Origin of the sequence: Streptomyces sp. NBC_00190 (assembly GCF_036203305.1) — a bacterium.
GTDB lineage: Bacteria > Actinomycetota > Actinomycetes > Streptomycetales > Streptomycetaceae > Streptomyces.
The window spans coordinates 253,217-272,936 of sequence record NZ_CP108131.1 but is presented as its reverse complement, the minus strand read 5'-3'; the positions used below and the strand labels follow the sequence as shown (position 1 = coordinate 272,936).

At 69.2% G+C, this 19,720-nt stretch carries 22 protein-coding genes and 3 pseudogenes; 16 read left to right on the top strand and 9 right to left on the bottom strand.

All coding sequences use genetic code 11. The features are described 5' to 3' along the window. Positions 1 to 67 precede the first annotated feature (67 nt). Positions 68 to 724: a TetR/AcrR family transcriptional regulator gene (locus tag OG429_RS01450; protein ID WP_328923435.1), complete on the bottom strand. Its 657-nt coding sequence runs from the start codon at positions 722 to 724 to the stop codon at positions 68 to 70. A 303-nt stretch (positions 725 to 1,027) separates the two neighbouring features. On the opposite strand from OG429_RS01450, the gene OG429_RS01445 reads away from it, so the two are divergent. Further along, positions 1,028 to 1,468, top strand: coding sequence for a hypothetical protein (locus OG429_RS01445; protein WP_328923434.1), 441 nt, complete (start codon positions 1,028 to 1,030; stop codon positions 1,466 to 1,468). Positions 1,469 to 1,908: 440 nt separating this feature from the next. Here OG429_RS01445 and OG429_RS01440 read toward each other — a convergent pair whose 3' ends face one another. The 3 genes from OG429_RS01440 to OG429_RS01430 are packed head-to-tail and all read right to left on the bottom strand — an operon-like array spanning position 1,909 to position 3,499. Further along, entirely contained in the window at positions 1,909 to 2,271 is a 363-nt protein-coding gene (locus tag OG429_RS01440; RefSeq protein WP_328923433.1) for a hypothetical protein, read from the bottom strand. Continuing rightward, a complete protein-coding gene (locus OG429_RS01435; protein ID WP_328923432.1) occupies positions 2,268 to 2,900 on the bottom strand; it encodes a hypothetical protein in 633 nt (210 codons plus the stop codon). The genes OG429_RS01440 and OG429_RS01435 overlap by 4 nt, the downstream gene beginning before the upstream one ends. Positions 2,901 to 2,938: 38 nt before the next feature. After that, the gene (locus tag OG429_RS01430) at positions 2,939 to 3,499 is read right to left on the bottom strand and encodes an RNA polymerase sigma factor (RefSeq protein WP_328923431.1); all 561 of its coding nucleotides are present in this window, start codon (positions 3,497 to 3,499) and stop codon (positions 2,939 to 2,941) included. Positions 3,500 to 3,768: 269 nt separating this feature from the next. Between OG429_RS01430 and OG429_RS01425 the strand changes: the two genes are divergently transcribed. From OG429_RS01425 to amaP, 5 genes are all read left to right on the top strand, one after another. Continuing rightward, positions 3,769 to 4,248, top strand: coding sequence for an Asp23/Gls24 family envelope stress response protein (locus tag OG429_RS01425; RefSeq protein ID WP_328923430.1), 480 nt, complete (start codon positions 3,769 to 3,771; stop codon positions 4,246 to 4,248). Positions 4,249 to 4,311: 63 nt separating this feature from the next. Next, complete coding sequence (locus OG429_RS01420) at positions 4,312 to 4,491, top strand: hypothetical protein (RefSeq protein ID WP_328923429.1); 180 nt, start codon at positions 4,312 to 4,314, stop codon at positions 4,489 to 4,491. An 83-nt stretch (positions 4,492 to 4,574) separates the two neighbouring features. Beyond that, the gene (locus OG429_RS01415; RefSeq protein ID WP_328923428.1) at positions 4,575 to 4,898 is read left to right on the top strand and encodes a hypothetical protein; all 324 of its coding nucleotides are present in this window, start codon (positions 4,575 to 4,577) and stop codon (positions 4,896 to 4,898) included. Positions 4,899 to 4,931: 33 nt separating this feature from the next. Then, positions 4,932 to 5,573, top strand: coding sequence for a DUF6286 domain-containing protein (locus OG429_RS01410; RefSeq protein ID WP_328923427.1), 642 nt, complete (start codon positions 4,932 to 4,934; stop codon positions 5,571 to 5,573). 48 nt (positions 5,574 to 5,621) lie between these two features. Then, complete coding sequence (gene amaP / locus OG429_RS01405) at positions 5,622 to 6,224, top strand: alkaline shock response membrane anchor protein AmaP (protein WP_328923426.1); 603 nt, start codon at positions 5,622 to 5,624, stop codon at positions 6,222 to 6,224. Positions 6,225 to 6,355: 131 nt separating this feature from the next. Here the strand turns inward: amaP and OG429_RS01400 are convergent, their stop codons facing one another. Both OG429_RS01400 and OG429_RS01395 read right to left on the bottom strand, forming a co-directional pair. After that, positions 6,356 to 7,099, bottom strand: coding sequence for an SDR family NAD(P)-dependent oxidoreductase (locus tag OG429_RS01400; protein WP_328923425.1), 744 nt, complete (start codon positions 7,097 to 7,099; stop codon positions 6,356 to 6,358). A gap of 468 nt (positions 7,100 to 7,567) precedes the next feature. Continuing rightward, positions 7,568 to 7,900 (bottom strand): plasmid stabilization protein, encoded by a 333-nt coding sequence (locus OG429_RS01395; RefSeq protein WP_328923424.1) that lies wholly within the window; start codon positions 7,898 to 7,900, stop codon positions 7,568 to 7,570. A 164-nt stretch (positions 7,901 to 8,064) separates the two neighbouring features. Between OG429_RS01395 and OG429_RS01390 the strand changes: the two genes are divergently transcribed. Continuing rightward, positions 8,065 to 8,340, top strand: a complete 276-nt coding sequence (locus OG429_RS01390; RefSeq protein ID WP_328923423.1) for a hypothetical protein — start codon at positions 8,065 to 8,067, stop codon at positions 8,338 to 8,340. Positions 8,341 to 8,525: 185 nt separating this feature from the next. Further along, entirely contained in the window at positions 8,526 to 8,726 is a 201-nt protein-coding gene (locus OG429_RS01385; RefSeq protein WP_328923422.1) for a hypothetical protein, read from the top strand. A gap of 435 nt (positions 8,727 to 9,161) precedes the next feature. Here the strand turns inward: OG429_RS01385 and OG429_RS01380 are convergent, their stop codons facing one another. Next, on the bottom strand, positions 9,162 to 9,440 hold the full coding sequence (locus OG429_RS01380; RefSeq protein WP_328923421.1) for a GlsB/YeaQ/YmgE family stress response membrane protein: 279 nt from the start codon (positions 9,438 to 9,440) through the stop codon (positions 9,162 to 9,164). Positions 9,441 to 9,645: 205 nt separating this feature from the next. Here OG429_RS01380 and OG429_RS01375 point away from each other — a divergent pair. The 5 genes and pseudogenes from OG429_RS01375 to OG429_RS01355 all read left to right on the top strand — a co-directional run bounded on the left by OG429_RS01375 (position 9,646) and on the right by OG429_RS01355 (position 15,993). Then, positions 9,646 to 10,222: pseudogene (locus OG429_RS01375) on the top strand (isochorismatase family cysteine hydrolase). 5 nt (positions 10,223 to 10,227) lie between these two features. Then, positions 10,228 to 10,467 (top strand): annotated as a pseudogene (locus OG429_RS01370) (YhjD/YihY/BrkB family envelope integrity protein); the annotation flags it as partial. Between the two features lie 491 nt (positions 10,468 to 10,958). Further along, positions 10,959 to 12,143, top strand: a complete 1,185-nt coding sequence (locus OG429_RS01365; protein ID WP_328923420.1) for a zinc-dependent alcohol dehydrogenase — start codon at positions 10,959 to 10,961, stop codon at positions 12,141 to 12,143. Between the two features lie 164 nt (positions 12,144 to 12,307). Continuing rightward, positions 12,308 to 14,545 carry a catalase gene (locus tag OG429_RS01360; RefSeq protein WP_328923419.1) on the top strand — a complete coding sequence of 746 codons (2,238 nt, stop codon included), beginning with the start codon at positions 12,308 to 12,310 and terminating at the stop codon, positions 14,543 to 14,545. A 395-nt stretch (positions 14,546 to 14,940) separates the two neighbouring features. Further along, complete coding sequence (locus OG429_RS01355; protein ID WP_328930124.1) at positions 14,941 to 15,993, top strand: YihY/virulence factor BrkB family protein; 1,053 nt, start codon at positions 14,941 to 14,943, stop codon at positions 15,991 to 15,993. 410 nt (positions 15,994 to 16,403) lie between these two features. Here OG429_RS01355 and OG429_RS01345 read toward each other — a convergent pair. Further along, a pseudogene (locus OG429_RS01345) lies at positions 16,404 to 16,613 on the bottom strand (transposase); the annotation flags it as partial. Between the two features lie 177 nt (positions 16,614 to 16,790). On the opposite strand from OG429_RS01345, the gene OG429_RS01340 reads away from it, so the two are divergent. The 3 genes from OG429_RS01340 (at position 16,791) to OG429_RS01330 (ending at position 18,981) form a co-directional block, all read left to right on the top strand. Beyond that, positions 16,791 to 17,066 carry an isoamylase early set domain-containing protein gene (locus OG429_RS01340; protein ID WP_328923418.1) on the top strand — a complete coding sequence of 92 codons (276 nt, stop codon included), beginning with the start codon at positions 16,791 to 16,793 and terminating at the stop codon, positions 17,064 to 17,066. Positions 17,067 to 17,080: 14 nt separating this feature from the next. Then, positions 17,081 to 17,557: a hemerythrin domain-containing protein gene (locus OG429_RS01335; RefSeq protein WP_328923417.1), complete on the top strand. Its 477-nt coding sequence runs from the start codon at positions 17,081 to 17,083 to the stop codon at positions 17,555 to 17,557. 143 nt (positions 17,558 to 17,700) lie between these two features. Next, a complete protein-coding gene (locus tag OG429_RS01330) occupies positions 17,701 to 18,981 on the top strand; it encodes a peptide ligase PGM1-related protein (RefSeq protein ID WP_328923416.1) in 1,281 nt (426 codons plus the stop codon). A 66-nt stretch (positions 18,982 to 19,047) separates the two neighbouring features. Here the strand turns inward: OG429_RS01330 and OG429_RS01325 are convergent, their stop codons facing one another. Beyond that, the gene (locus OG429_RS01325; RefSeq protein ID WP_328923415.1) at positions 19,048 to 19,416 is read right to left on the bottom strand and encodes a PRC-barrel domain-containing protein; all 369 of its coding nucleotides are present in this window, start codon (positions 19,414 to 19,416) and stop codon (positions 19,048 to 19,050) included. Positions 19,417 to 19,720 lie beyond the last annotated feature (304 nt).

Below are 19,720 nucleotides of genomic sequence, written 5' to 3'. Positions count from 1 at the left end.
TCCACGCCGCCCCCGGTCGACGCCACCCCTGCGCGAGGCTGTGCCCGGGCGAGCGGCGCGCGTGCGGTCACCGTGCGTAGGGGGCTGACAACAGGTCCAGCTCCGCCTGATAGAGCAGGGCGGGGTCGAACTCCATACGAACGAAGTGGCCGCCGAGCTCCAAGGAGAGGACGCCGTGCAGTCGACTCCAGAACGAGACGGCCAGGCTTAGTGTTCCGGGCGGAGCGAGATGCCCGTCCGCCCACTCCCGGTGGCTCTCCAGGTGTGTCTCGAAGGGCGTCGCGGGAGCGTCCATGGGTATCGCGGCGCACGCATCGAGGAGGATCCCCATGATCTCCGACGCCATCGCGGCCACTTCGGCCGGCGCTCGGTACCCGGGAATCGGCGTGCCGTAGACGAGGAAGTACCGCTGGGGGTCCGCAAGGGCCCACTCTCGTAGGGCGCACGCCAGAGCGGGAAGACGGGCGTCGCCCTGGGCGGCAATCGTCCGGAAGATGCCGACCAGGCTCTGATATGCGTCGCGGACCAGCTCGGTGAGCAATTCATCCCTGCCGGTGAAGTACCGGTAGAGCGCGGCCCCACTCAGGCCCATGTGCTTGGCGATCGCATTGAGGGACAACGCGGACGTCCCTGCGGCAGCGATCTGTTCCCAGGCTTTTTCCTTGATCTCCGCGCGTACCTGCTGCCGGTACCGCTCGCGGGGGGTTGTCGCAGATTCGCCCATGACAGCCTCCTCCTCGCGAGCTATACCCTATCGCCCGCAAGGGGCCACCGTGCTTTTCGTCGGCCGACAACACCGTCATCGGGTTCTCCCGCGCGTTAGCCCTGCCGCTTTCTGCGAGACCAGCTCGCGGACTCCGCACGACCTCCGTCCCGCAAGGCTGCGCGGCGAATGCGACTACCGGGAGAGACGCTTGAAAGGAGCACGCCCGGGATCTGCACGAGCGCCGTCCGAATCGGCGCAGCCTCTCACGAGCGGTCACGGTGGAAACATGGCCGGCCACGTTCCGGAGCTCAGGAGCAAACTATGGCAGACGACACCAGTCCGACGATCGAGGCAACGCTGTACGACGCGACGAACTACGAGGGGACCGCCGTCCACGTGCAGCCCGACAAGTGCGACGAAGAAGAGGACGCGGTGGCGTACGCGCTTGCCTACCTGGGCCTGCGCCGACTCGGCTCCCTGCGGGCCCCGACCGGGCCCGCCGATCTCGACGACCCGTTCCGGCAAGAGCTCGGTTGGGTCACCCACGTCACCGTGTGGGAGTCCAGGCCGGAGACGTGGGCGCACGACGCCGACGGGCAAGGCAGGACCTGGCAGGACTACAGCGCCGACACCGCGGATCTGGGCCTCTGGGCCGCGAAGGCCACGTACGTTCGCGTCTGGAAGCAGACGGCGGCTGACTTCTCGGGGACGGACTCCTTCACCTCGGACGGTGCGATGAGCCCGATCGTGATCGTGGAATAGGCGCCTGGAAGTTCGCCGAGCACAGAACGGATGGTGTGATCGTCGCATCCAGGCGCGGCGCCGGGTGCCGTCCGGACACGGCACGGCGGGTCGGAGTTCCAGGGGTCGGGCCACCCGCTCCCCGGCAACTCGATCGGCGGGTCGAGCCGCGCGGTGATCCGGACTCGCGGTCCGGTCCCGGCCTCCTCGCCGGTCGGCTCGCTGAGAAAGCCGTACTTGCCCCGGGACGGCCCGTCGAAGCGCCGCCCGAGGGGCCGCAGTTCGGATACATCGCCCACTTCGCAGCGCACACCCGGCGGACTACGCTCCTCCAATTTCCTGTGCAGTGGCAACCACTGGCCTCGGCCCGGCCTTTCGGGGCACGCCGGAGCCGGATGACGGTGACCCCGGTGCGACCCCGGGCCCGCTGGCGGCGTTGAGTGAAGAGCCGGCCGGGCGGTCTATACGGTGCGGGTAACGGTGACCAGGACGGTGACGGGTGCGGCCGTGCCGTGCTGGGCCAGGTAGGCGGTGACGGCGGTCCGCACGTCGTCGCGGACCTGGCGGGCGACGTCGACGACGCGGCGGTCCGCGTGCACGATGCAACGCACCTCCACGTGCCAGGCGCCGTCCGGGGTGCATTCGCAGCGGATGCCGGCCGCCTCGCGGTGCGGAGTGGTATCTGCGGCCACGGCTCGGTGCACGGGGGAGGCTGCGAGCGCCAGCCGGTCGGCGAGCGCGGGCTGGAGTGCGGCCACACCGGGAGCGTGCAGGGCGGCCCGGGCCGCCGCTCGTTGGATGTCCTCGCGCTGGGAGGCGGTCATCGTCCGTTCAGCTCGAATCGTTCGGCACCAGGCTCGCGGGAGGGTTCCAGCACGGCGTTGATTTCCACGTCCACGGTGGTGACGGCGAGGCCGAGGACGTGCTCGGCCGCGCGGAGGACGGCTCGGCGTACCGCTTCGGCCCGCCCTCGCAACGGCCGGTCGAGCGTGGCCGCGAGTGTGATGGCTACGACATGAACGGCGTAGTTGCCCTTCGCGGGGGTCGTGCGGCAGCTGGCGGCGCGGACGCCGGGGACGGTGTCGGCGGCCCGGCGCAGCACTTTCGCTGCGGCGCTCTCGGAGATGCGCAGGTCGTGTTCCGGGTCGTCCAGCAGGAGCATCGCGCCAAGCCGTACCTCGGTCCGGACCGCGTTGATGACCCGGTTGGCGAGGCTGTGGCCGTCCGGCTGCTCCTCGGTGCGCAGAGCCAGGGTCGCCCGGTCCAGGGCTGTCAGCCCCTCGATGGCTCCACGGCAGTGGGCACAGCGGCTGCTGTGCCCATCTGCCGCGCCGCCCGCGCCGCGGGCCTGTTCCCAGGCACGGCTGAGGGGCCGTCCGCAGGGCAGCAGCTCCGCACCGGCCAGCAGCTCGGTGTCGGGGTGCAGGGGAGGTTCGGCCCTTGCGTCGCTCACGCCTTCGGGCTCGTCGCCGGATTTCGGGTGAGGGTCGTCTAGCGCCATGGGCGCATCGCCTCCATCAGAGCGCGTCGTGCGCGAAAGAGTCTGCCGCGCACCGTTTGTTCGCTGCTGCCCACCACGTGGGCGATCTCTTCGTAGTGCAGGCCGTGCAACTCTCGCAGCACCCAGCACACCCGAAGCTCGGGGCGCAGTTCCAGGAGCGCTTGCGTCAGGGCGGCCGTTGCGGCGTCCGTCTCGGCCACCTGGGGCGGAGAGCTGCCCGCTCCCACGGCAGCGGGTTCGGGGACGGCGTCCAGGGGCAGCGGATGGGGTCCGTGGCGCAGAACGTTGAGGCAGCGGTTCGTCACGATGCGGTACATCCAGGTGCCGAACGAGGCGCTGTGCCGGAATTCCGGCAGCCGCCTCCAGGCGCTGAGGAAGGCGTCCTGGACCGCGTCCTCGGCGTCCGTCCGGTTGCCCAGCAGATGCTGGGCGAGGGCGATCAGGCGACTGCTGTGCTGGCGGACCAGGACGGCGAAGGCGTCTTCATCCCCTTCCGAGGCTCGTACCGTCAGCACGCTGTCGTCCAGGTCGCCGACAGCGTCCTGCCGCACGGCGACGCCTGCGATCGGCAGCGACGCCGGCCGCGGTGGGCGTTCTGCACCGGGCGGGGGCCGGGAGCCGGTCCGGTTGCGCATCCGCCGCTCGCTTCCTGCCGAAGACGTTCGTCTCCTGCCGAAGACGCTCGTCGCGGCCTCGTACGTACTCCTCGATGGTAGGCCGTGCGCGCTGTGCGAGACGTGCGTGAGGAACGTCCGCGCGAGGTGTCCAAAACACGAGGGCGCCACACCGGCACCCAGACGGACACCCTGGGGAGGTTCCCATGTCCGACACCATCAGCCCCGCCGCGGGCGGGAGTGAGTCACGCCCTGCGGGCAGGACCCTCACGGGCAGCACCGGCGCCGGAACGGCGCCCGAGACGCGGGGCCGGACGACCATCGCCGACAGCGTGGTCGAAAAGATCGCAGGAATGGCCACCCGCGAGGTGCCGGGCATCCACAGCCTCGGCTCCGGCGTGGCCCGCACGCTCGGGGCCGTGACCGACAAGGTCCCCGGCGGCCGTTCCAGCGTGTCCCGCGGCGTGAAGGTCGAGGTAGGCGAACGGCAGGCCGCCGTCGATATCGACGTGGTCGTGGAGTACGGCGTCGCCATCGTGGATGTCGCCGCCGAGGTCCGCACCAACGTCATCACGGCAGTGGAACGCATGACCGGCCTTGAGGTCGTGGAAGTGAACCTCGCCGTCGACGACGTACACCTGCCCGACGAGGAGGACGACGAGGTGGGCGAGGGGCGCGTGCAGTGACCCCTCGCAGCCCCCGGACTTCACCGGCCGAGAAACAACAGACGCGAAATTCAGGTGAGTGAAATGAGCGCAGCAACGGTGGGCCTGCTTGCGGGCATGGCCCTGGGCTTCGCCGCATTCTTCGGCGGCTTCTGGGCGTTCCTGCTCGTGGCGTTCCTGGGCCTGGTGGGCCTGATCATCGGTCGCGTCTTGCAGGGTGACCTGGAGATGTCCGACTTCACACGTTCCCGGAACCGGCAGTGACCTCGCGACCTGCTGCTGCTCCGCCCGGGGGAGCAGCAGCTCCCGCCCGGCCGGTCCTACCGGCTGCCGAACGCGGGGCCACGGTGATCCCGGAAAAGGTGGTGGCCCGCATCGCGGTCCGCGCGGCACAGGAGGCATTGGCGACGCACTCGGACGCCTCAGCCTCTCACGCGAAACTCGCCGCTCCGCACGCGTCGGTCACCGTCGGTGGCGGCACCGCACGGCTGGGGCTGACTTTGGAGCTGCCCTACCCGATAGACCTCGCCACTGCCTCCCGCCAGGTGCAGCGGTACGTCAGTGAGCGGGTCGCCCAGTTGACCGGGATGCGCGTCACCGAGGTCACCCTCGCCATCGACCGTCTGGTTCCCGCGGGCGGTCTGGGTCTGGAACACCGACGCGTGCAGTGAACCGGACCCATCCCCAGGGGAAGGAGAGCCGGCATGGAACGGGACCAAGCCCCCCCGGCCGAGCAGCCCACCGCGAACGACCAAGACACCTCCCGCACGGGGCGGCTGTCCAAGCCGCCTCCGGCCGACCCACAGCCGCGTGCCAGGCGTCCGTGGTCCGTGCGCCGGATACCCGCCGCGCTGACAGCCCTACTCGTCGCAGTTGCCGCGGGGACCTTCTTGTTCGACATCGTCAGGGTCCGCGCCGGACGGCCCGCCGCAGCCTGGCGCACGCGCCTGACCGACGAACTGGCCACCCGCCCGCTGGATGACCTTTGGATACAGATCGGTGCCGCGGTCATCGCCGTCGTCGGCCTCTGGCTGGTCGTCCTGGCGCTCACCCCCGGCCTGCGCCACCAACTGCCACTCCAGACTCCCGACGCCCAGATGCGCGCCGTGCTGGACCGCGACGCAGCGGCACTCCTGCTTCGGGACGCGGCGATGCGCGTCCCCGGCGTCAGCGCTGCCAGAGTCCGGGTCTTCCAGCGCCGCGTCCGGGCGCGCGCGGACGTGCGTTTCCGTGCCCCCGCCGAGGTCAAGGCCGATCTCGTGGCGGCTCTGCTGGAGGAACTCGACCGGTTTGCCCTCGCCCGCCCTCCTCGCCTCGCCGTGCGCGTACGACCCCGTCCGAAGTGACCCGTCTGGGGACGGTCACCGGCGAGCGAGAGACAGGAATGGGATCCCATGAAGACGAAATCCGTCGTCAACCGAGGCCTGCTGGCCCTGATAGGCATCGTCCTGCTCGGCACCGGCATCCTGGTCCTGGCGGGCAGCCTCGACCTGTACCGGCGCTGGCGTCTGACACCACCCGACGGCTGGCCCCTGACGGCTCCCCCTGACGTCCTGCTCGAGGACGCCGACCGCACCCGCTGGACGGACGAAGGGTGGTGGTGGCCCGTGGTCATCGCCGTCCTGGCCGTCGTCGTGCTGCTCGCCCTCTGGTGGCTGCTGGCTCAATTGCGCCGCACTCATCCCGGCCATACATCCGTCGGGGATCCCGCTGCCGTGGACGGTGTGGAACTGCGCGAGCGCGCCCTCCGCGACGCTCTGGCAGCCGACGCGCGGCACCTTCCCGGTGTCCACCAGGCCCGTGCGCACATGGCCGGCTCGGCCAGCCGTCCTGAGGCCCACCTCGACCTCACCCTCACCCCCGACAGCGAGCCCGGCCCCGTCCTGCGGGCGCTGAGCGACGGGCCGCTGGAACGCGCCCGCCGGTCGACCGGCCGGACGCTTCCCGCAAAGGCGCAGCTGCGGGTGACCCCGCACAAGGCCCACCGCGCCGAATAGAGCCTCCGCCAGGCGGACCTGCCAGCGACTCCACTCGCTGCGTGGACCGCCCAGCCGTGGCTGCCCGGCGGGTTCAGGCGACGGCCTGGGGCTGCCGCAGTGCTGCGTACCCGAAGTTACAGATATATGGGTCAGATCACGGCGCCCGTTTCATGGGCCAGCGCTTGCAGGAGACGGTCCTGGGAGGCTTGGTCGTGGACCGCTGGATGCGGTTGCTGCTGCTGGCCGTGGTACCAGTACCCGCCGGTCGTCAGAGCCTGGGGATCGTCGCTCGTCGCCAGCCACTCCTGCGTTTGGTGGCCGAGTTCGAGATCGTCCGGCGCGTTTGGGCCTCCCATTTTCGTCGGCACCCAGCCCGGATCCACCGCGTTGCTCAGGACCCCGGGGCGCAGGCGGGCAACGGCGGCCGCGAGCGTCGTGACGAACAGCTTGCTGTCCGCGTACGAGCCCGCATGCTCGCCCCGCCAGTCGATGCCAGCAAGCGAGGGGTGGGGGTGCCCGCCGAAATGCGAGCCGCTGCTCAGGTACACCAGGCGGCGGGGTTCGCGCAGCAGAGCCGTGAGCAGGTACGGCGCGATGATGTTGACCGGCATGACCGCCGGGCCGCTCCACACGCCGGCGTTGTGAATAACCGCGTCGAGCGGCTTCGCGTCGTTCAGCTCCTTGGCGATGCGCCGTACGGCGTCACGGTCCGTGAAATCGCCCACCACGATGCCTGCTCCTCGGGCCAGCAGTGGGCCGAGGCTGGCCGCGCGCTCCGGGTTCCGGGCGTGCACCACCACCTCGTATCCCGCGGTCAGCAGCGAGTGCGCTGCGGCCCGTCCCAGGCCGTCGGCGGAACCCGTCACCAGAATCCGGCCGGTCGCGTGATTCACGAGGTCTCCTCATCGTAGGCCTTCCGGCGACGGACAGGGGCCGGCCGCCGATCGCGCCTGACGATCAACGCAAGGGCCAGCAGTACCACCTTCGACAGGTATCGGTCGCTGGGGCCCTCGCCACGACTGTCGCCACCGCTGACCCGGCGGGTGCGTGCCCGAGCTCCGCGGCCCACTGTTGGATGACAACCCGGGGGGCGTTGCGGGTAGCTGCGTCGGAGCCGTCCGGCGGCTCCACCAGGCAGCGGTGTCCTTGTGGGGGTCAGGCTGGCCCCGGATGCGGTCGCCGGCGGAGCCGATGCTGGCGCAGGCGGCGGAGTCGGTGCCGGGCCCCGGGCGCGAGCCGGTCCCGCTCGGCCTCGCGCCGATAAGGACCGCCTCCCGGTGGACGGAGTGCGGCCGTCGGGTGGGCCGGGGCGGCGAAATGAATCGCAGGGAACTGTCCGGGCGGGTGGCGCCGCCGCGCGGTCAGTGGCCGAGGGCGTTCTTGAGCTGCTGCTTGGTCATGGTCGAGCGGCCTTCGATATTGCGCTTCTTGGCCTCCTGGTAGAGGTCGTCCTTGGTGCGCTCGGTCGAGCCGCCGCCTCCACTACCGGACCTCTGCCCGCCCCGCTGTGAGGCGGACTTCCCCTGCGTGGAGCTACGGCTCGCCGACTTGCTCTCTCCCGATCGGGCGCGCTCCTTGTTCACCGTGCGGGAGGCCATCTCCTTGGCACGGCCTTCGGACATGCCGCGCTTCTCGCCGGACTCCTTGATGTGCTCGTACTGACGTTCCCGCTTGGGACTTGATCCTCGGGGCATGACGAAACCCTTCATCCTCGGACGTGGCATCAAGGTCATGGTGCGCGTACCCGCATCTGCCCGCATCTCACGTGGATCGGACGAGGCGCTGCACGAGATCGACGCCACCCGGGTGACACGAACACGTTCGCCGACTGGTCGACCGGCAGGGGAGAGGCACAGGGGTGAACGAGTCAGGTACATCATTGGTCGTCTTCGCCAGCTTCCTTTCCGACTTGGCGGTGGATCTCGAGGAAGGCCACGTGCTGGCGCAGTGGGCGTTGCAGGCGCCGCGGAAGGCATGGCTGCTGCGGCCCGGAGACGTGCTGGTGAGCCCTGGACCGCTAAGCAGGGAGTTCCGCCGGTATGTGAGCGGCCTGACGCTGGTGCCAAGTGATCAGACTGCGGTCATCGAGGTGCCGCCCGCAGGCACCGTCCCCGTTGCGCAAGCGGTGCGCTGAACACGAAGGCGGGCTTTCGCCAGGCCGCAGGACAGGTGGGTAAGCGGTTGCCAGGGGGTCGGGTGTGCCAGCGCCCAGAGGTGGAAGAGGTCGTAGGCCGGCTCCTTCAGCGGCATCAGCGGGTGGTGGTCAAACCCGACCGCTCTGCAGGGGGCCACGGTCTGCGCTTCCTCGCGCGGAAAGACGTGCGCGGAGCTCCCCTGGCGCTGGAGTCCGTCGGTGGCCCCCGCGGCACCAGGGTGGTGGAGGAGCGCGTGCCGGTGGCCGAGTCGGTGAGCATTCAGTTGGAGAACACCGGCTCCGGCACGCGCGCCCTGTTCAACGGCGCGATGCGAACGGAGCAGGGCTCCTTCACGGGATACGTTTCACCCTTGCCGCCGTCCTGAGCGCATGTCGCCGCCGAACTGGAGGCGTGGGGGGTGGGGCTGGGCCGCCACCTGGCGAACACGGGTACCTCGGCCCGTTCGGACTGGACGCTCTCGTCAGCACGGACGGCGTCCGGCCCCCCGAGTCCGGCGTGGGCGGTCTCGAAAAGGCGGGCACGGAGGCGTTTCGGCTTCGAAGAGGCCATCGACCGGCTGCGTGCACACCGCCTCGCTTTCGATCCGGCGCGCGGTGAGGCGGTGGTGCGCTACGCAGACGTGCCGGCGGACGGCCACTCATGGCGCTATGCGGTCATTGCCGGGACTGACGCCGTGAAAACCGTCGGGCCCGGCTCGGCCCCCCGGTGCGGCTTGGTGCTTCCCGTGGACCGAAGCGAGCGGCTCCTTCCTCGCTGTGAAAGGAGCCGCTCGCAGGGGCGGTGAGGCCTGCGGCCTGGGTCATGCGTGCCGGTGAGACTGCCGGTTTCCGGTGACAAGGCGGTAGAGGGCCAGGAGGATGACGGAGCCGATGATGGCGGCCATCCAGGTGGAGAGATCGAAGAACCCGTCGATGGAGTCGACGCCGAAGACGACCTTGCCGAGCCAGCCGCCGAGCAGGCCTCCCGCGATGCCGATGAGCATGGTGATGATGATTCCGCCCGGGTCCTTGCCCGGCATCAGGGTTTTGGCTATGAGGCCAGCCAGCAGCCCGATGAGGATCCAAGCGACGATGCCCATAGTTGCGTCTCCTGCCGTCCGTTGTGAGACCAGTGACAAGCCGCTTCTGCACGCTGCCGGCGGTTCCAAACGTCCGCTGCGCCGCGCGGCGGCGGCCCAGCAGGCGCGGAAGAGGGCTGCTACAGAGGTCTCGAACACGTCGGCCCAGCCCCGGACAGTGAAGACTGGACGGAGCGGGGCGGGAACGAGACGAGAGGCGGATCCCATGCCCCGTACGGCGCTCATCGTGATCGACATGCTCAACCTACGCGCACGAGGACGCCGAGGCTCTGGTCCCGTCCGTCCGTGAGGCACTGCCCGGGATCACGACGCTGTTGAGGCACGCCCGCGCCAGCGAGTCGCCGGTCGTCTACGTGAACGACAATTTCGGCGAGTGGCGCTCCCATCACGGGGAGATCCTGGAGGCCGCCCTCGCAGGTCGGCACAAGGACCTGGTGGAGCCAATTGCGCCCGACGAAGATTCACTCTTCGTGGTCAAGGCACGGCACTCTATTTTCTTCGAGACCCCTCTGGCTTACCTGCTGGGCCAACTCGAGGCCGAGCGCCTGGTTCTGTGCGGACAGGTGACGGAGCAGTGCGTGCTGTATTCGGCTCTGGACGCCCATATCCGGCACTTCGAGGTGGTTGTGGCAGCCGACGCGGTCGCCCACATCGATGCGGAGCTGGCCGAGGCGGCGTTGCTGATGATGAGCCGCAACATGTCCGCAGCGATCTGCGAGGTGGTCGACATCGCCTTCGACGCCCGGCAGACGGATCGAGGGGCAGGGCGCCCGACGAGCTGAGGACCCCGGCCCTGCTGGTGCTGGTGTCCATGCTCGGCGTCGCAAGTGGGTCCACGACGCAGAGGGTTCTGGACAACCTGCACAGCCTGGCTCCGGGTTCCGCCCGGGACGTGGTCACCAACGCGGTGCAGCAGCTCCAAGGTGACGCGTTCGTCGGATCACTGGTGACGATCGTGGGCCTGGCCGCCGCGGTGTGGTCGGCCTCCGGCTACAGAGCCGTGTTCATCCGTACCTCGAACGCCGTGTCGGCCACCTCGGGGGCGTGCCGCAGGCCGGCGCTCTGGGAGGCCGCGTACCGGCGGGCGGCGTCATCTCCGTGCTTGTCCGCAGCATGTCGTACACGGCGGTGTGCGGGGCACCGACCGACTGGTGCGAGTTCCCACGCCGTGCTGACGCCGACGATTCCGCTGCCGATGACCGCCACATCAGCCTCCGCGGCCCCCGAGAGCGGGACGAGGGGAGGCGATGCGGCCGCCTGCATCCAGTAGGAGCTGCGGTTCAATATCCGGCGACTGCCCGGGGGACCCACCCTGATGCGCTGTCGCTCCACTTGGCCGCTCACTCTGCTGAGCGAGCGCGAGCCGGCCTTGCATCGGCCTCGCCGGTGCCGCGCCCTCTGTACAAAAGGAAGCGGGCCATTCCGGTTCGTCGGCAGTACCGGGGGCACGCGCACCGTGGGGGCGCAGAGCAACAGGGACCAGCGGAATCGAAGTAGGGCAGTCGGCAAGGAGGCGTCATGAGGGCACTCACATGGCACGGCAAGCGGGACGTACGCGTCGATACCGTGCCCGACCCCACGATTCAAGACCGCGATGACGTGATCGTCAAGATCACGACGACCGGCCTGTGCGGTTCCGACCTGCACCTCTACGAGGTCCTCGGTGCCTTCCTCGACGTCGGCGACATCCTCGGGCACGAGCCCATGGGCGTCGTCGAGGAGGTAGGACCTGAGATTACCGCCGTGAAGCCGGGAGACCGGGTGGTGATCCCCTTCAACATCTCGTGCGGGACGTGCTACATGTGCGCCCGTGGACTCCAGTCACAGTGCGAGACCACGCAGGTCCACGAGCACGGCACCGGAGCCTCGCTCTTCGGCTACACGAAGCTCTACGGGCAGGTACCGGGTGGCCAGGCACAGTACCTGCGGGTCCCCTTCGGTAACACACTCCCCGTCCGCGTCCCCGACGGGCCGTCCGACGAACGCTTCGTCTACCTGTCGGACGTCCTGCCCACCGCCTGGCAGGCGGTCGAGTACGCCGACGTACCGCCCGGCGGCAGCGTCGCCGTCCTGGGGCTGGGGCCCATCGGCGACATGAGCTGCCGCATCGCCGCCCACCGCGGCGCCGGCACGGTCATCGGCATCGACCTCGTTCCCGAACGCCTGGACCGGGCCCGTCGGCGCGGGGTCCACGCCCTGGACCTCCGGCAGAGCGGCGACAACCTCGCTGACGCCGTGCGCGAGCTCACCGGCGGACGGGGTTCCGACGCCGTCATCGACGCCGTGGGGATGGAGGCCCACGGCAGCCGCGTCGCCGCCGCCGCACAGGGTGTGACCACCCTCCTGCCGGACGCACTCGCCGCAGCCATGATGAAGCGCGCCGGAGTCGACCGCCTGTCCGCGCTCTACGCCGCGATCGACCTCGTTCGGCGCGGCGGCACCGTCTCGGTGTCCGGAGTGTACGGCGGCGCGGCCGATCCACTGCCCCTGCTGACTCTGTTCGACAAGCAGCTCACCCTGCGCATGGGCCAGGCCAACGTACGGCGCTGGGTCGATGACATCTTGCCCCTCCTCACCGACGGTGACCCCCTCGGCGTGGACGATTTCGCCTCCCACCGGCTGCCCCTCGAACAGGCACCGGACGCCTACGAGATGTTCCAGAAGAAGCAGGACGGCGCCGTCAAGGTCCTCTTCACGCCCTGACGGCAGCCGCCATTCCGGTGGAGCGCAGGCGCCGACGCGCGCAGCCGAAAGACCAGCGGGCGGATGCCATGAGGAGGTGGGTGAGAGTCAACTGAACTCCGTTTGAGAGCGGATGCCTTCCGGTCATGGGTGAAGGGTCCGGCAGACCGTCCTTGGGAGAAATGATGACCACGAAGCACACCCCCGCGGCATCGGAGCCGGACGAAGGCGCGCTGCCGGGCAAGCCCGGACCGGTCTCTCCGCCCGTGGCAGAGCCGACGCAGCCTGCGGAGCCGCTCCCGCCGAAGCCGGACCAGGAAGGACCCGAGACGGTGAGCCCCACCGGCCAGGCCACCGGGGCGGAGCAGGCGCGCATCGCGCAGAGCGGTGCTCACCTCACTACTGCCCAAGGGGCGAGGCTCTACGAGAGCGATCACTCCCTGAAGGCCGGGGAGCGGGGGCCGGTCCTGCTCCAGGACCATCATCTGCGGGAGAAGATCACGCACTTCGACCACGAGCGGATCCCTGAGCGAGTGGTGCACGCGCGCGGAGCCGCGGCGCACGGCGTCTTCCAGGGCTACGGGACGGCTGGTGAAGTAACGCGGGCCGCCTTCTTGGAGAAGGGCGTGGAGACACCGGTGTTCGTGCGGTTCTCCACCGTGCTCGGCTCGCGCGGTTCGGCCGACACGGTGCGCGACACCCGGGGTTTCGCGACGAAATTCTATACAGACGAGGGGACGTTCGACCTCGTCGGGAACAATATCCCGGTGTTCTTCATCCAGGACGCGATCAAGTTCCCCGATATCATCCATGCGGGCAAGCCCCATCCGGACCGGGAGATCCCGCAGGCGCAGAGCGCTCACGACACGTTCTGGGACTTCGTGTCCCTGCACACCGAGGCCACCCACCACACCCTCTGGAACATGTCCGACCGTGGCATCCCCCGCTCCTACCGGATGATGGAGGGCTTCGGCGTCCACACGTTTCGCCTGGTCAACACCGCCGGTGACACAGCGCTGGTGAAGTTCCACTGGAAGCCGAAGCTGGGCGTGCACTCCCTGGTCTGGGAGGAAGCCCAACTGATCAACGGGATGGACCCCGACTTCCACCGCCGTGACCTTTTCGACGCCATCGAATCCGGCGCCTTCCCCCAGTGGGAGCTGGGCATCCAGGTCTTCCCCGACACCGACGACCAGACGTTCGAGGGGATCGACCTCCTCGACCCCACCAAGATCGTCCCTGAGGAGCTCGCACCAGTTCAGTTCATCGGGCTCATGACCCTGAACGCCAACACCAAGAACTACTTCGCCGAGACCGAACAGGTCGCCTTCCATCCCGGCCACCTGGTCCCCGGCATCGACGTCACCGACGACCCGCTGCTCGCAGGCCGGCTGTTCTCCTACCTCGACACCCAGATCAGCCGGCTCGGCGGCCCCAACTTCGGCCAGATCCCCATCAACAGGCCCCACGTCCCCGTCAACGACATGCTCCGCGACGGCATGCACCAGACCGCCGTCCACACGGGCGTGGCCCCCTACCGGCCCAACAGCCTCGACGGGGGCTGCCCTTTCCTCGCCGGAGCCGACACCGCCGCGTATATCGAGACACCCGTCAAGATCCCCGAGGCGAGCAAGATCCGTGAGGCACCGGTTTCGTTCTCGGACCACTTCACCCAACCTCGGCTCTTCTGGCTCAGCATGACGCCGCCGGAGCGCGAACACATCATCGCCGCCTATGCCTTCGAGCTGAACAAGTGCTACGAGCAGGCCATCAAGGAGCGCACCCTGGGGGTCTTGGCGAACATCGACCCCGAGCTGTGCGCGAAGGTGGCGGAAGGCCTCGGCCTGCCCGCCCCGGCCGCCACCGTGCCCCTCGTCGGGCTCGACCCCAGCCCCGCCCTCTCGCAGCTGGGGGCGAGCTGGCCGACGGACGGCCGCGTGATCGGCATCATCGCCGACGCGGCATCCGACCTGGATGGCGTACGGGCTGCCCGGCAGGCCGTCCTGGACGCGGGCATGGTGCCGCTCGTCGTCGCCCCGACCGGTGGGACCCTAGACCCGGACGGCGCCCCCATCGACGTTCAGCGCACATTCGCCACCGCGCGATCCGTCGAATTCGATGCCCTCCTGTTCGCCGGCGCCCCCGAGCCGGGCTCCGACGCCCACGGAGCGCGGGACGCGAAGGCCGGCGCACCCGCGCCGCAGGGACCCGATCCCCGCGTAGTGCTCCTGCTCACCGAGGCCTGCCGCCACGGGAAGGCCATCGGCGGCTGGAATGGGGCGGACCGACTCCTTGAGACCGTGGGTATCAGCACGGACGGCCCTGGTATCGCCCTGGGCGAGGGCGGCGCGGCGGTCGTCGAGAGCGTCGGTGCTGCCCTGGCCGAGCACAGGGCTTGGGACAGGTTCCCGCCCAACGCCTGATCTCCACGAAGGCATTGGGAGCAAGTAGGGACGAGCCCACCGCGGCCGTGTCGGCGGCGTCTTGCGCGGGTGGCGGGGACGCTCGGCAACGGCGCCGATTGCTGGTGCTCGACGTGACCCACGACGCGGCCGTGGCGGACACAGCCCGACAGGTTTTCGCCCACACGTGGCCCCTCGTACCTGGCTCCGGCCGGGGGTACTGGGGCGTGGGGGTCGGGAAGGCCCTTTGTACCCCACCCTCCGGCGCAGAACCGGGGTTCCGTGCTTCCTGGAGGAGACTTCGAGACGTCCCGCCCCCGACCAAGCCCCAGCGCCCGAGATGGCCACCAGCACCACCGTCCCCGTCACCGCTCTCCGGAGCGCATGAGCCAGGCGTGAGTGGAAAGACGCCGACTATGAGGCCCACGAGGACAGACCAGCGCGGTGACGAGCATGATGACCGCCGACCGTCGGGTGCTGATCACACTGTCAGTGCAGGTCCGGACAAGCGGGTCGAGGAGCGGGCGCCGGATCGGCTTTCGGAGATGCCCAAGCGCTCCTGGACGGCAGTGCTGCGCGGGACGCTGAAGGAGTTCAAAGACGACGAGCTGACCGATCGGGCGGCGGCGCTGACCTACTACGGCGTTCTGGCCCTCTTCCCCGCCCTCCTCGTGCTCGTGTCCCTGCTGGGCATCGCGGGCGAGTCGGCCACCAGGCAGGTCTTGGACAACCTTCAAAAGCTCACACCGGGCGCCGCGCGCGATGTGATCAGCAACGCGGTTCAACAGCTGCAGGGCAACGCCGGCGTCGGCTCACTGCTGGCGATGGTGGGTCTGGCCGTCGCGATCTGGTCGGCCTCCGGATACGTCGCGGCGTTCATCCGCGCCTCGAACGCCGTCTACGACATGCCCGAGGGCCGTCCGGTGTGGAAGGTGCTGCCACTGCGCCTCGCCCTGACCGTGACGCTCATGCTCCTTGCCGTCGTCAGTGCGCTGATCGTGGTGTTCACCGGTGGCCTGGCCCGGCAGGCAGGCGCTGCCCTCGGAGTCGGGGATACCGCGATGACGGTGTGGTCGATCGCCAAGTGGCCGGTCCTCGTCGTACTGGTCACGAGCATGATCGCGATCCTGTATTGGGCTGCGCCGAACGCGAAGGGCCGCGGCTTCAAGTGGGTCACCCCTGGCAGTTTTTTGGCGCTTGTGATCTGGATGATCGCCTCGGCCGGCTTCGCCTTCTATGCCGCGAACTTCGGCTCTTACAACAAGACGTACGGCACGCTGGCGGGCGTGATCGTCTTCCTGGTCTGGTTGTGGATCACCAACCTCGCCGTCCTCTTGGGCTTGGAGTTCGACGCCGAGATGGTTCGCCAGCGCGCGATCGCCGGCGGGCACCCTGCGGACGAAGAGCCGTACGTCGAGCCCCGGGACACGCGCAAGTGGAGCGATGAGGATCGCCGCCGTCTGGAGTGAGCCGGCGACGAGCCAGGGAGGTGGCAGGCCATGAGGGTGCTGGCTGCGCTGCAGGGCGCTGCCAAGATGCCGACGAAGCCGGCTCCCCCGAACAGGCCACAGCGTCAAGGCCGACGTGACGAGATCAAGGAGACAGCGCAACGACGACCCATCAATCTCCGGGCGAGGAATCAACACCTGCTCCTGAGCAGCTGCGCGAGCAGGTCGAGCACACCCGCGAAAAGCTCGGTCAGACCGTGGAGGCGCTGGCGGCCAAGGCCGACTTCAAGGCGCAGGCCAAGGAGAGGGCAGCCGAGATCAAAGAGCAGGCCGCCGAGAAGACCGCCCTCTACCGACCGGCTCCGGCACACGGCAGAGCAAACAGCCGCGCTGATCGCTTGCGCCTGCGCGGCCTGGAGCATCCGCTCGAAGGTTCCGTCCGCCGCCCACCTGCGGAATCGGGTGTGGAGGCTGGCCCACGAGCCGTACCGGTCGGCCCGCCAGGCGCCCCCGGTCCGGAACTTCCACACGATCCCGTTCAGGACCGTCCGGTCGTCCAGCCGCGGCCGCCCCAGCACAGGCTGAGGCAGCAACGGCTGCACGAGTGCCCATTCAGCGTCCGACAGCTCATGGCGACGCATCACCCGACAATGATCCACAACGCAAGATCACTTTGACGACAGGCGGCCCTAGCAGCGTGGGCGGGCGTCCGGCCGGGTGGGTGGTCGTCCCGCCATCGGCGGCGTGTACGGGTCCGGGTCGGGAGGGCCTGTGCGAAAGTGCGCTCCTCTGTCCCGTATGACTATTGGGAGTTCCAGGTGCTCGAACGCAAGCAGCTCAAGGGCCGTACGCAGGTCACCTTCATCCTCCCCGAGGACACGCCCGAGGGGCCGGTGAGCGTGGTGGGGGACTTCAATCACTGGAATCCCGCTGCTCACCCGTTGCAGCCGAGGGGTAACGGAACCCGGGCCGTCACAGTCGCTCTGCCCGCCCACCGCCATCACTCCTTCCGTTACCTGGCTGCCGGCGACTACTGGTTCAACGACGAGCACGCCGACGGCCATGACGGTGCCAACAGCCGCCTCCACACCTGACAGGGAGCCTTGCCGTGGATGCGATCGTGCTGCTGCGCGAGGACCACAAGACAGTCGAGAAGTTGTTCAAGCGTTTCGAGAAGACCTCCGACGACGACGTCTCCGAGCGCCGCGAGCTGGTTGACCAGGTGATCGAAGAGCTGACGGCCCACGCGTGGATCGAGGAGCAGTACTTCTACCCCGCCGCGCGCGAGGCTGCCCCCGACACCACCGATCACATTTTGGAGAGCATCGAGGAGCATCACGCGGTGGTGTGGATGCTCTCCGAGCTCAAGGACATGGATCCGGCCGACGAGCGGTTCAAAGCCAAGATGAGCGTGCTGATGGAACAGGTCCGCCACCATGTCGAGGAAGAGGAACAAGACTGGTTCCCCGAGGTACGCAAGGCGATGGGACGTAACCGGCTCGTCGAGCTCGGCGAGCAGCTCGAGGCCGGGAAGGACGGCGCGCCGCGGGACCCGCTGGCCGTTCCCAGCGCCGACTCGAAGTGACTCGGCCGCTCCCGGGCAGCCGGACCGCCACGTTCCAGGTGGCGACGTTTCGTGGGGGACTCCGGCCGGGGCGGTGTGCTCGTCGGTTCCTGGGATCCCACGCTGACCGTAGACGGCCGTGCGGCGACCAGAGGAGCAGAGCGGTGACTGAGACGGGCCCAATCGTTGTGTTCGCGAACTTCCTCTCGGACTTGGCAGTGGATCTCGACGAGGGGGAGATCCTGACGCAGTGGGCCCAGCAGGCACCGCGGAAGGCGTGGCTGCTTGGGCCTGGGGACGTGTTCGTCACTCCCGTGCCGCTGAGCCGGGCGTTCTTGCGGTACGTGTACGACCTGACCGGGGTGCCCCCGGAATCGGTGGCGGTCATCGAGGTACCACCCGCCGGCGCCGTCCCGCTGGCTCGGGCGGTGCGCGAGGCCGGACTCGTCGAGCAGGTCAGGGCTATGGCCGGTGACCGGGGTGCGGCGCTGCTGCCGACGGCGTTGGACGCGTCGGCGATCGCGTTCGCCCGGGACGTCGGCATCGCGGTGCACCCGTACCCCACCGTTGAGGCCGCCGAGGCCGCTCTGAAGATGACCATGCTGCTCAACACGAAGACCGGGTTCCGCGAGACGGCCGGACGACTGGGCATGCGGCTGCCTGCGGGGCGGACGTGCCGGCGCCCGGAGGCCGAAGGTGGGGCGCGCGAGCTGCTGCGGGACCACGAGCGTGTCGTGGTGAAGCCCGATCGTTCGGCGGGTGGGCACGGGATGCGCTTCGTGTCCCGCGACGACCTGAGGGGTGGCGCGAGCCTGGCGCTCGATACGGTCGGTGGGCCCGACGGCATGTGGGTGGTGGAGGAGTGCCTTGACGTGGCCGAGTCCGTCAGTATCCAGCTGGAGGTGACCGCCTCCGGGACACGCGCGCTCTTCAGCGGTGCGATGCGCACGGTTCAGGGCTCCTTCACGGGATACGCCTCTCCACTGCCGCCGTCCTGCGCGCACGTGGCCGGCGAGTTGGAGGAGTGGGGGACGGCGCTGGGCCGGCATCTGGCCGACCATGGCTACGCCGGGCCCTTCGGGCTTGACGGGCTCGTCGACGCGGACGGCGTCGCGTACGCGAGTGAGAGCAACATCCGTCGTACGGCCACCACCACCCCCCACACCATGGTCACCCGGCTGACTGCGGGATCGGCCGGGCCGCACCCGGCATGGTCGGTGTCGAAGGGCTGGACGCAGAGCCCCATGGACTTCGAAGGAGCCCTCGTCCGGCTGCGCGCATCCCGCCTCGCGTTCGACCCGGAGCGCGGCGAGGGCGTAGTTCTTTACGCGGACGCGCCGCCCGACGGCCGCTCCTGGCGGTACGCGGTGATCGCCAGGAGCGCTGGCGACGTGGAGGAGCAGGAAGCCGCATTGGCCGAGGTCCTCGAATTCGAGGGCGGGTGACCCCCACGACGCCGGTCCCCACACCTTCCTGGGCGTGGGGACCGGCGTCGTCGTGCGGGAACGCGATCAGGCGGGACGACCGCCGAAGGGGGCGCCGGTGCCGTAGTACGTGCCCAGCTCCTCCCGGTACCCGGCGTCGCCGAGGTGCTTGTCGCGGTGGAACTCGGGGGCGTTCTTGATCTGTTCCTTGGTGCGGTCGACGAAGACCTTCTTTTCCTCCGGGTCGATCCGGACTACGGTGCTCGCCGGGAGCAGGACCTCCGTGCCGAAGATCCATACGCCGGTGTCGACGACCAGGTATGCGTCACCGACCTCGTCGGAGTGCTTGTCGACCTTGCCGATGCTGCCGTCGGTCGCCTCGACCTTGTAGCCGGTCAGATCGGTACCGGCCAGGTGGCCCGAGGTCGGCTGGTAACTCCACACATGCTCAGTCACGCGAAAACAACTCCTCCGGTCGACGGGGGACGGCGGGAGAGCGAATTCTCCACCGATCCTCCTTGTTCCGTATGTCGTGCTCGGCGGTTGTGCGGCGTTCCGCCTGGACTTCACCTGCCCCGCCTTTACGACTTCACGCACCCGGATCGAATGCGGGACCGGGGCGGCCGTCGATCATTGGAAATGAGCAGGTTCCCTGCTGCGTCACAGCGACCGTCCCGGCTACCCTCCGGATGCCCCCGGTATCCCCCTTTATTAGCTCCGTGTTCGCGAGAACCTGCCGACAACGACATGGCGGTGGCCG

Excerpts from the sequence above, each read along its gene's own strand:
- OG429_RS01380 (WP_328923421.1), bottom strand. The coding sequence starts at position 9,440 with ATGGGCATCGTCGCTTGGATCCTCATCGGGCTGCTGGCTGGCCTCATA.
- OG429_RS01420 (WP_328923429.1), top strand. The coding sequence starts at position 4,312 with ATGAGCGCAGCAACGGTGGGCCTGCTTGCGGGCATGGCCCTGGGCTTC.
- OG429_RS01445 (WP_328923434.1), top strand. The coding sequence starts at position 1,028 with ATGGCAGACGACACCAGTCCGACGATCGAGGCAACGCTGTACGACGCG.
- OG429_RS01355 (WP_328930124.1), top strand. The coding sequence starts at position 14,941 with ATGAGGCCCACGAGGACAGACCAGCGCGGTGACGAGCATGATGACCGC.
- OG429_RS01395 (WP_328923424.1), bottom strand. The coding sequence starts at position 7,900 with ATGCCCCGAGGATCAAGTCCCAAGCGGGAACGTCAGTACGAGCACATC.
- OG429_RS01440 (WP_328923433.1), bottom strand. The coding sequence starts at position 2,271 with ATGACCGCCTCCCAGCGCGAGGACATCCAACGAGCGGCGGCCCGGGCC.
- amaP (WP_328923426.1), top strand. The coding sequence starts at position 5,622 with ATGAAGACGAAATCCGTCGTCAACCGAGGCCTGCTGGCCCTGATAGGC.
- OG429_RS01365 (WP_328923420.1), top strand. The coding sequence starts at position 10,959 with ATGAGGGCACTCACATGGCACGGCAAGCGGGACGTACGCGTCGATACC.
- OG429_RS01360 (WP_328923419.1), top strand. The coding sequence starts at position 12,308 with ATGACCACGAAGCACACCCCCGCGGCATCGGAGCCGGACGAAGGCGCG.
- OG429_RS01425 (WP_328923430.1), top strand. The coding sequence starts at position 3,769 with ATGTCCGACACCATCAGCCCCGCCGCGGGCGGGAGTGAGTCACGCCCT.
- OG429_RS01450 (WP_328923435.1), bottom strand. The coding sequence starts at position 724 with ATGGGCGAATCTGCGACAACCCCCCGCGAGCGGTACCGGCAGCAGGTA.
- OG429_RS01410 (WP_328923427.1), top strand. The coding sequence starts at position 4,932 with ATGGAACGGGACCAAGCCCCCCCGGCCGAGCAGCCCACCGCGAACGAC.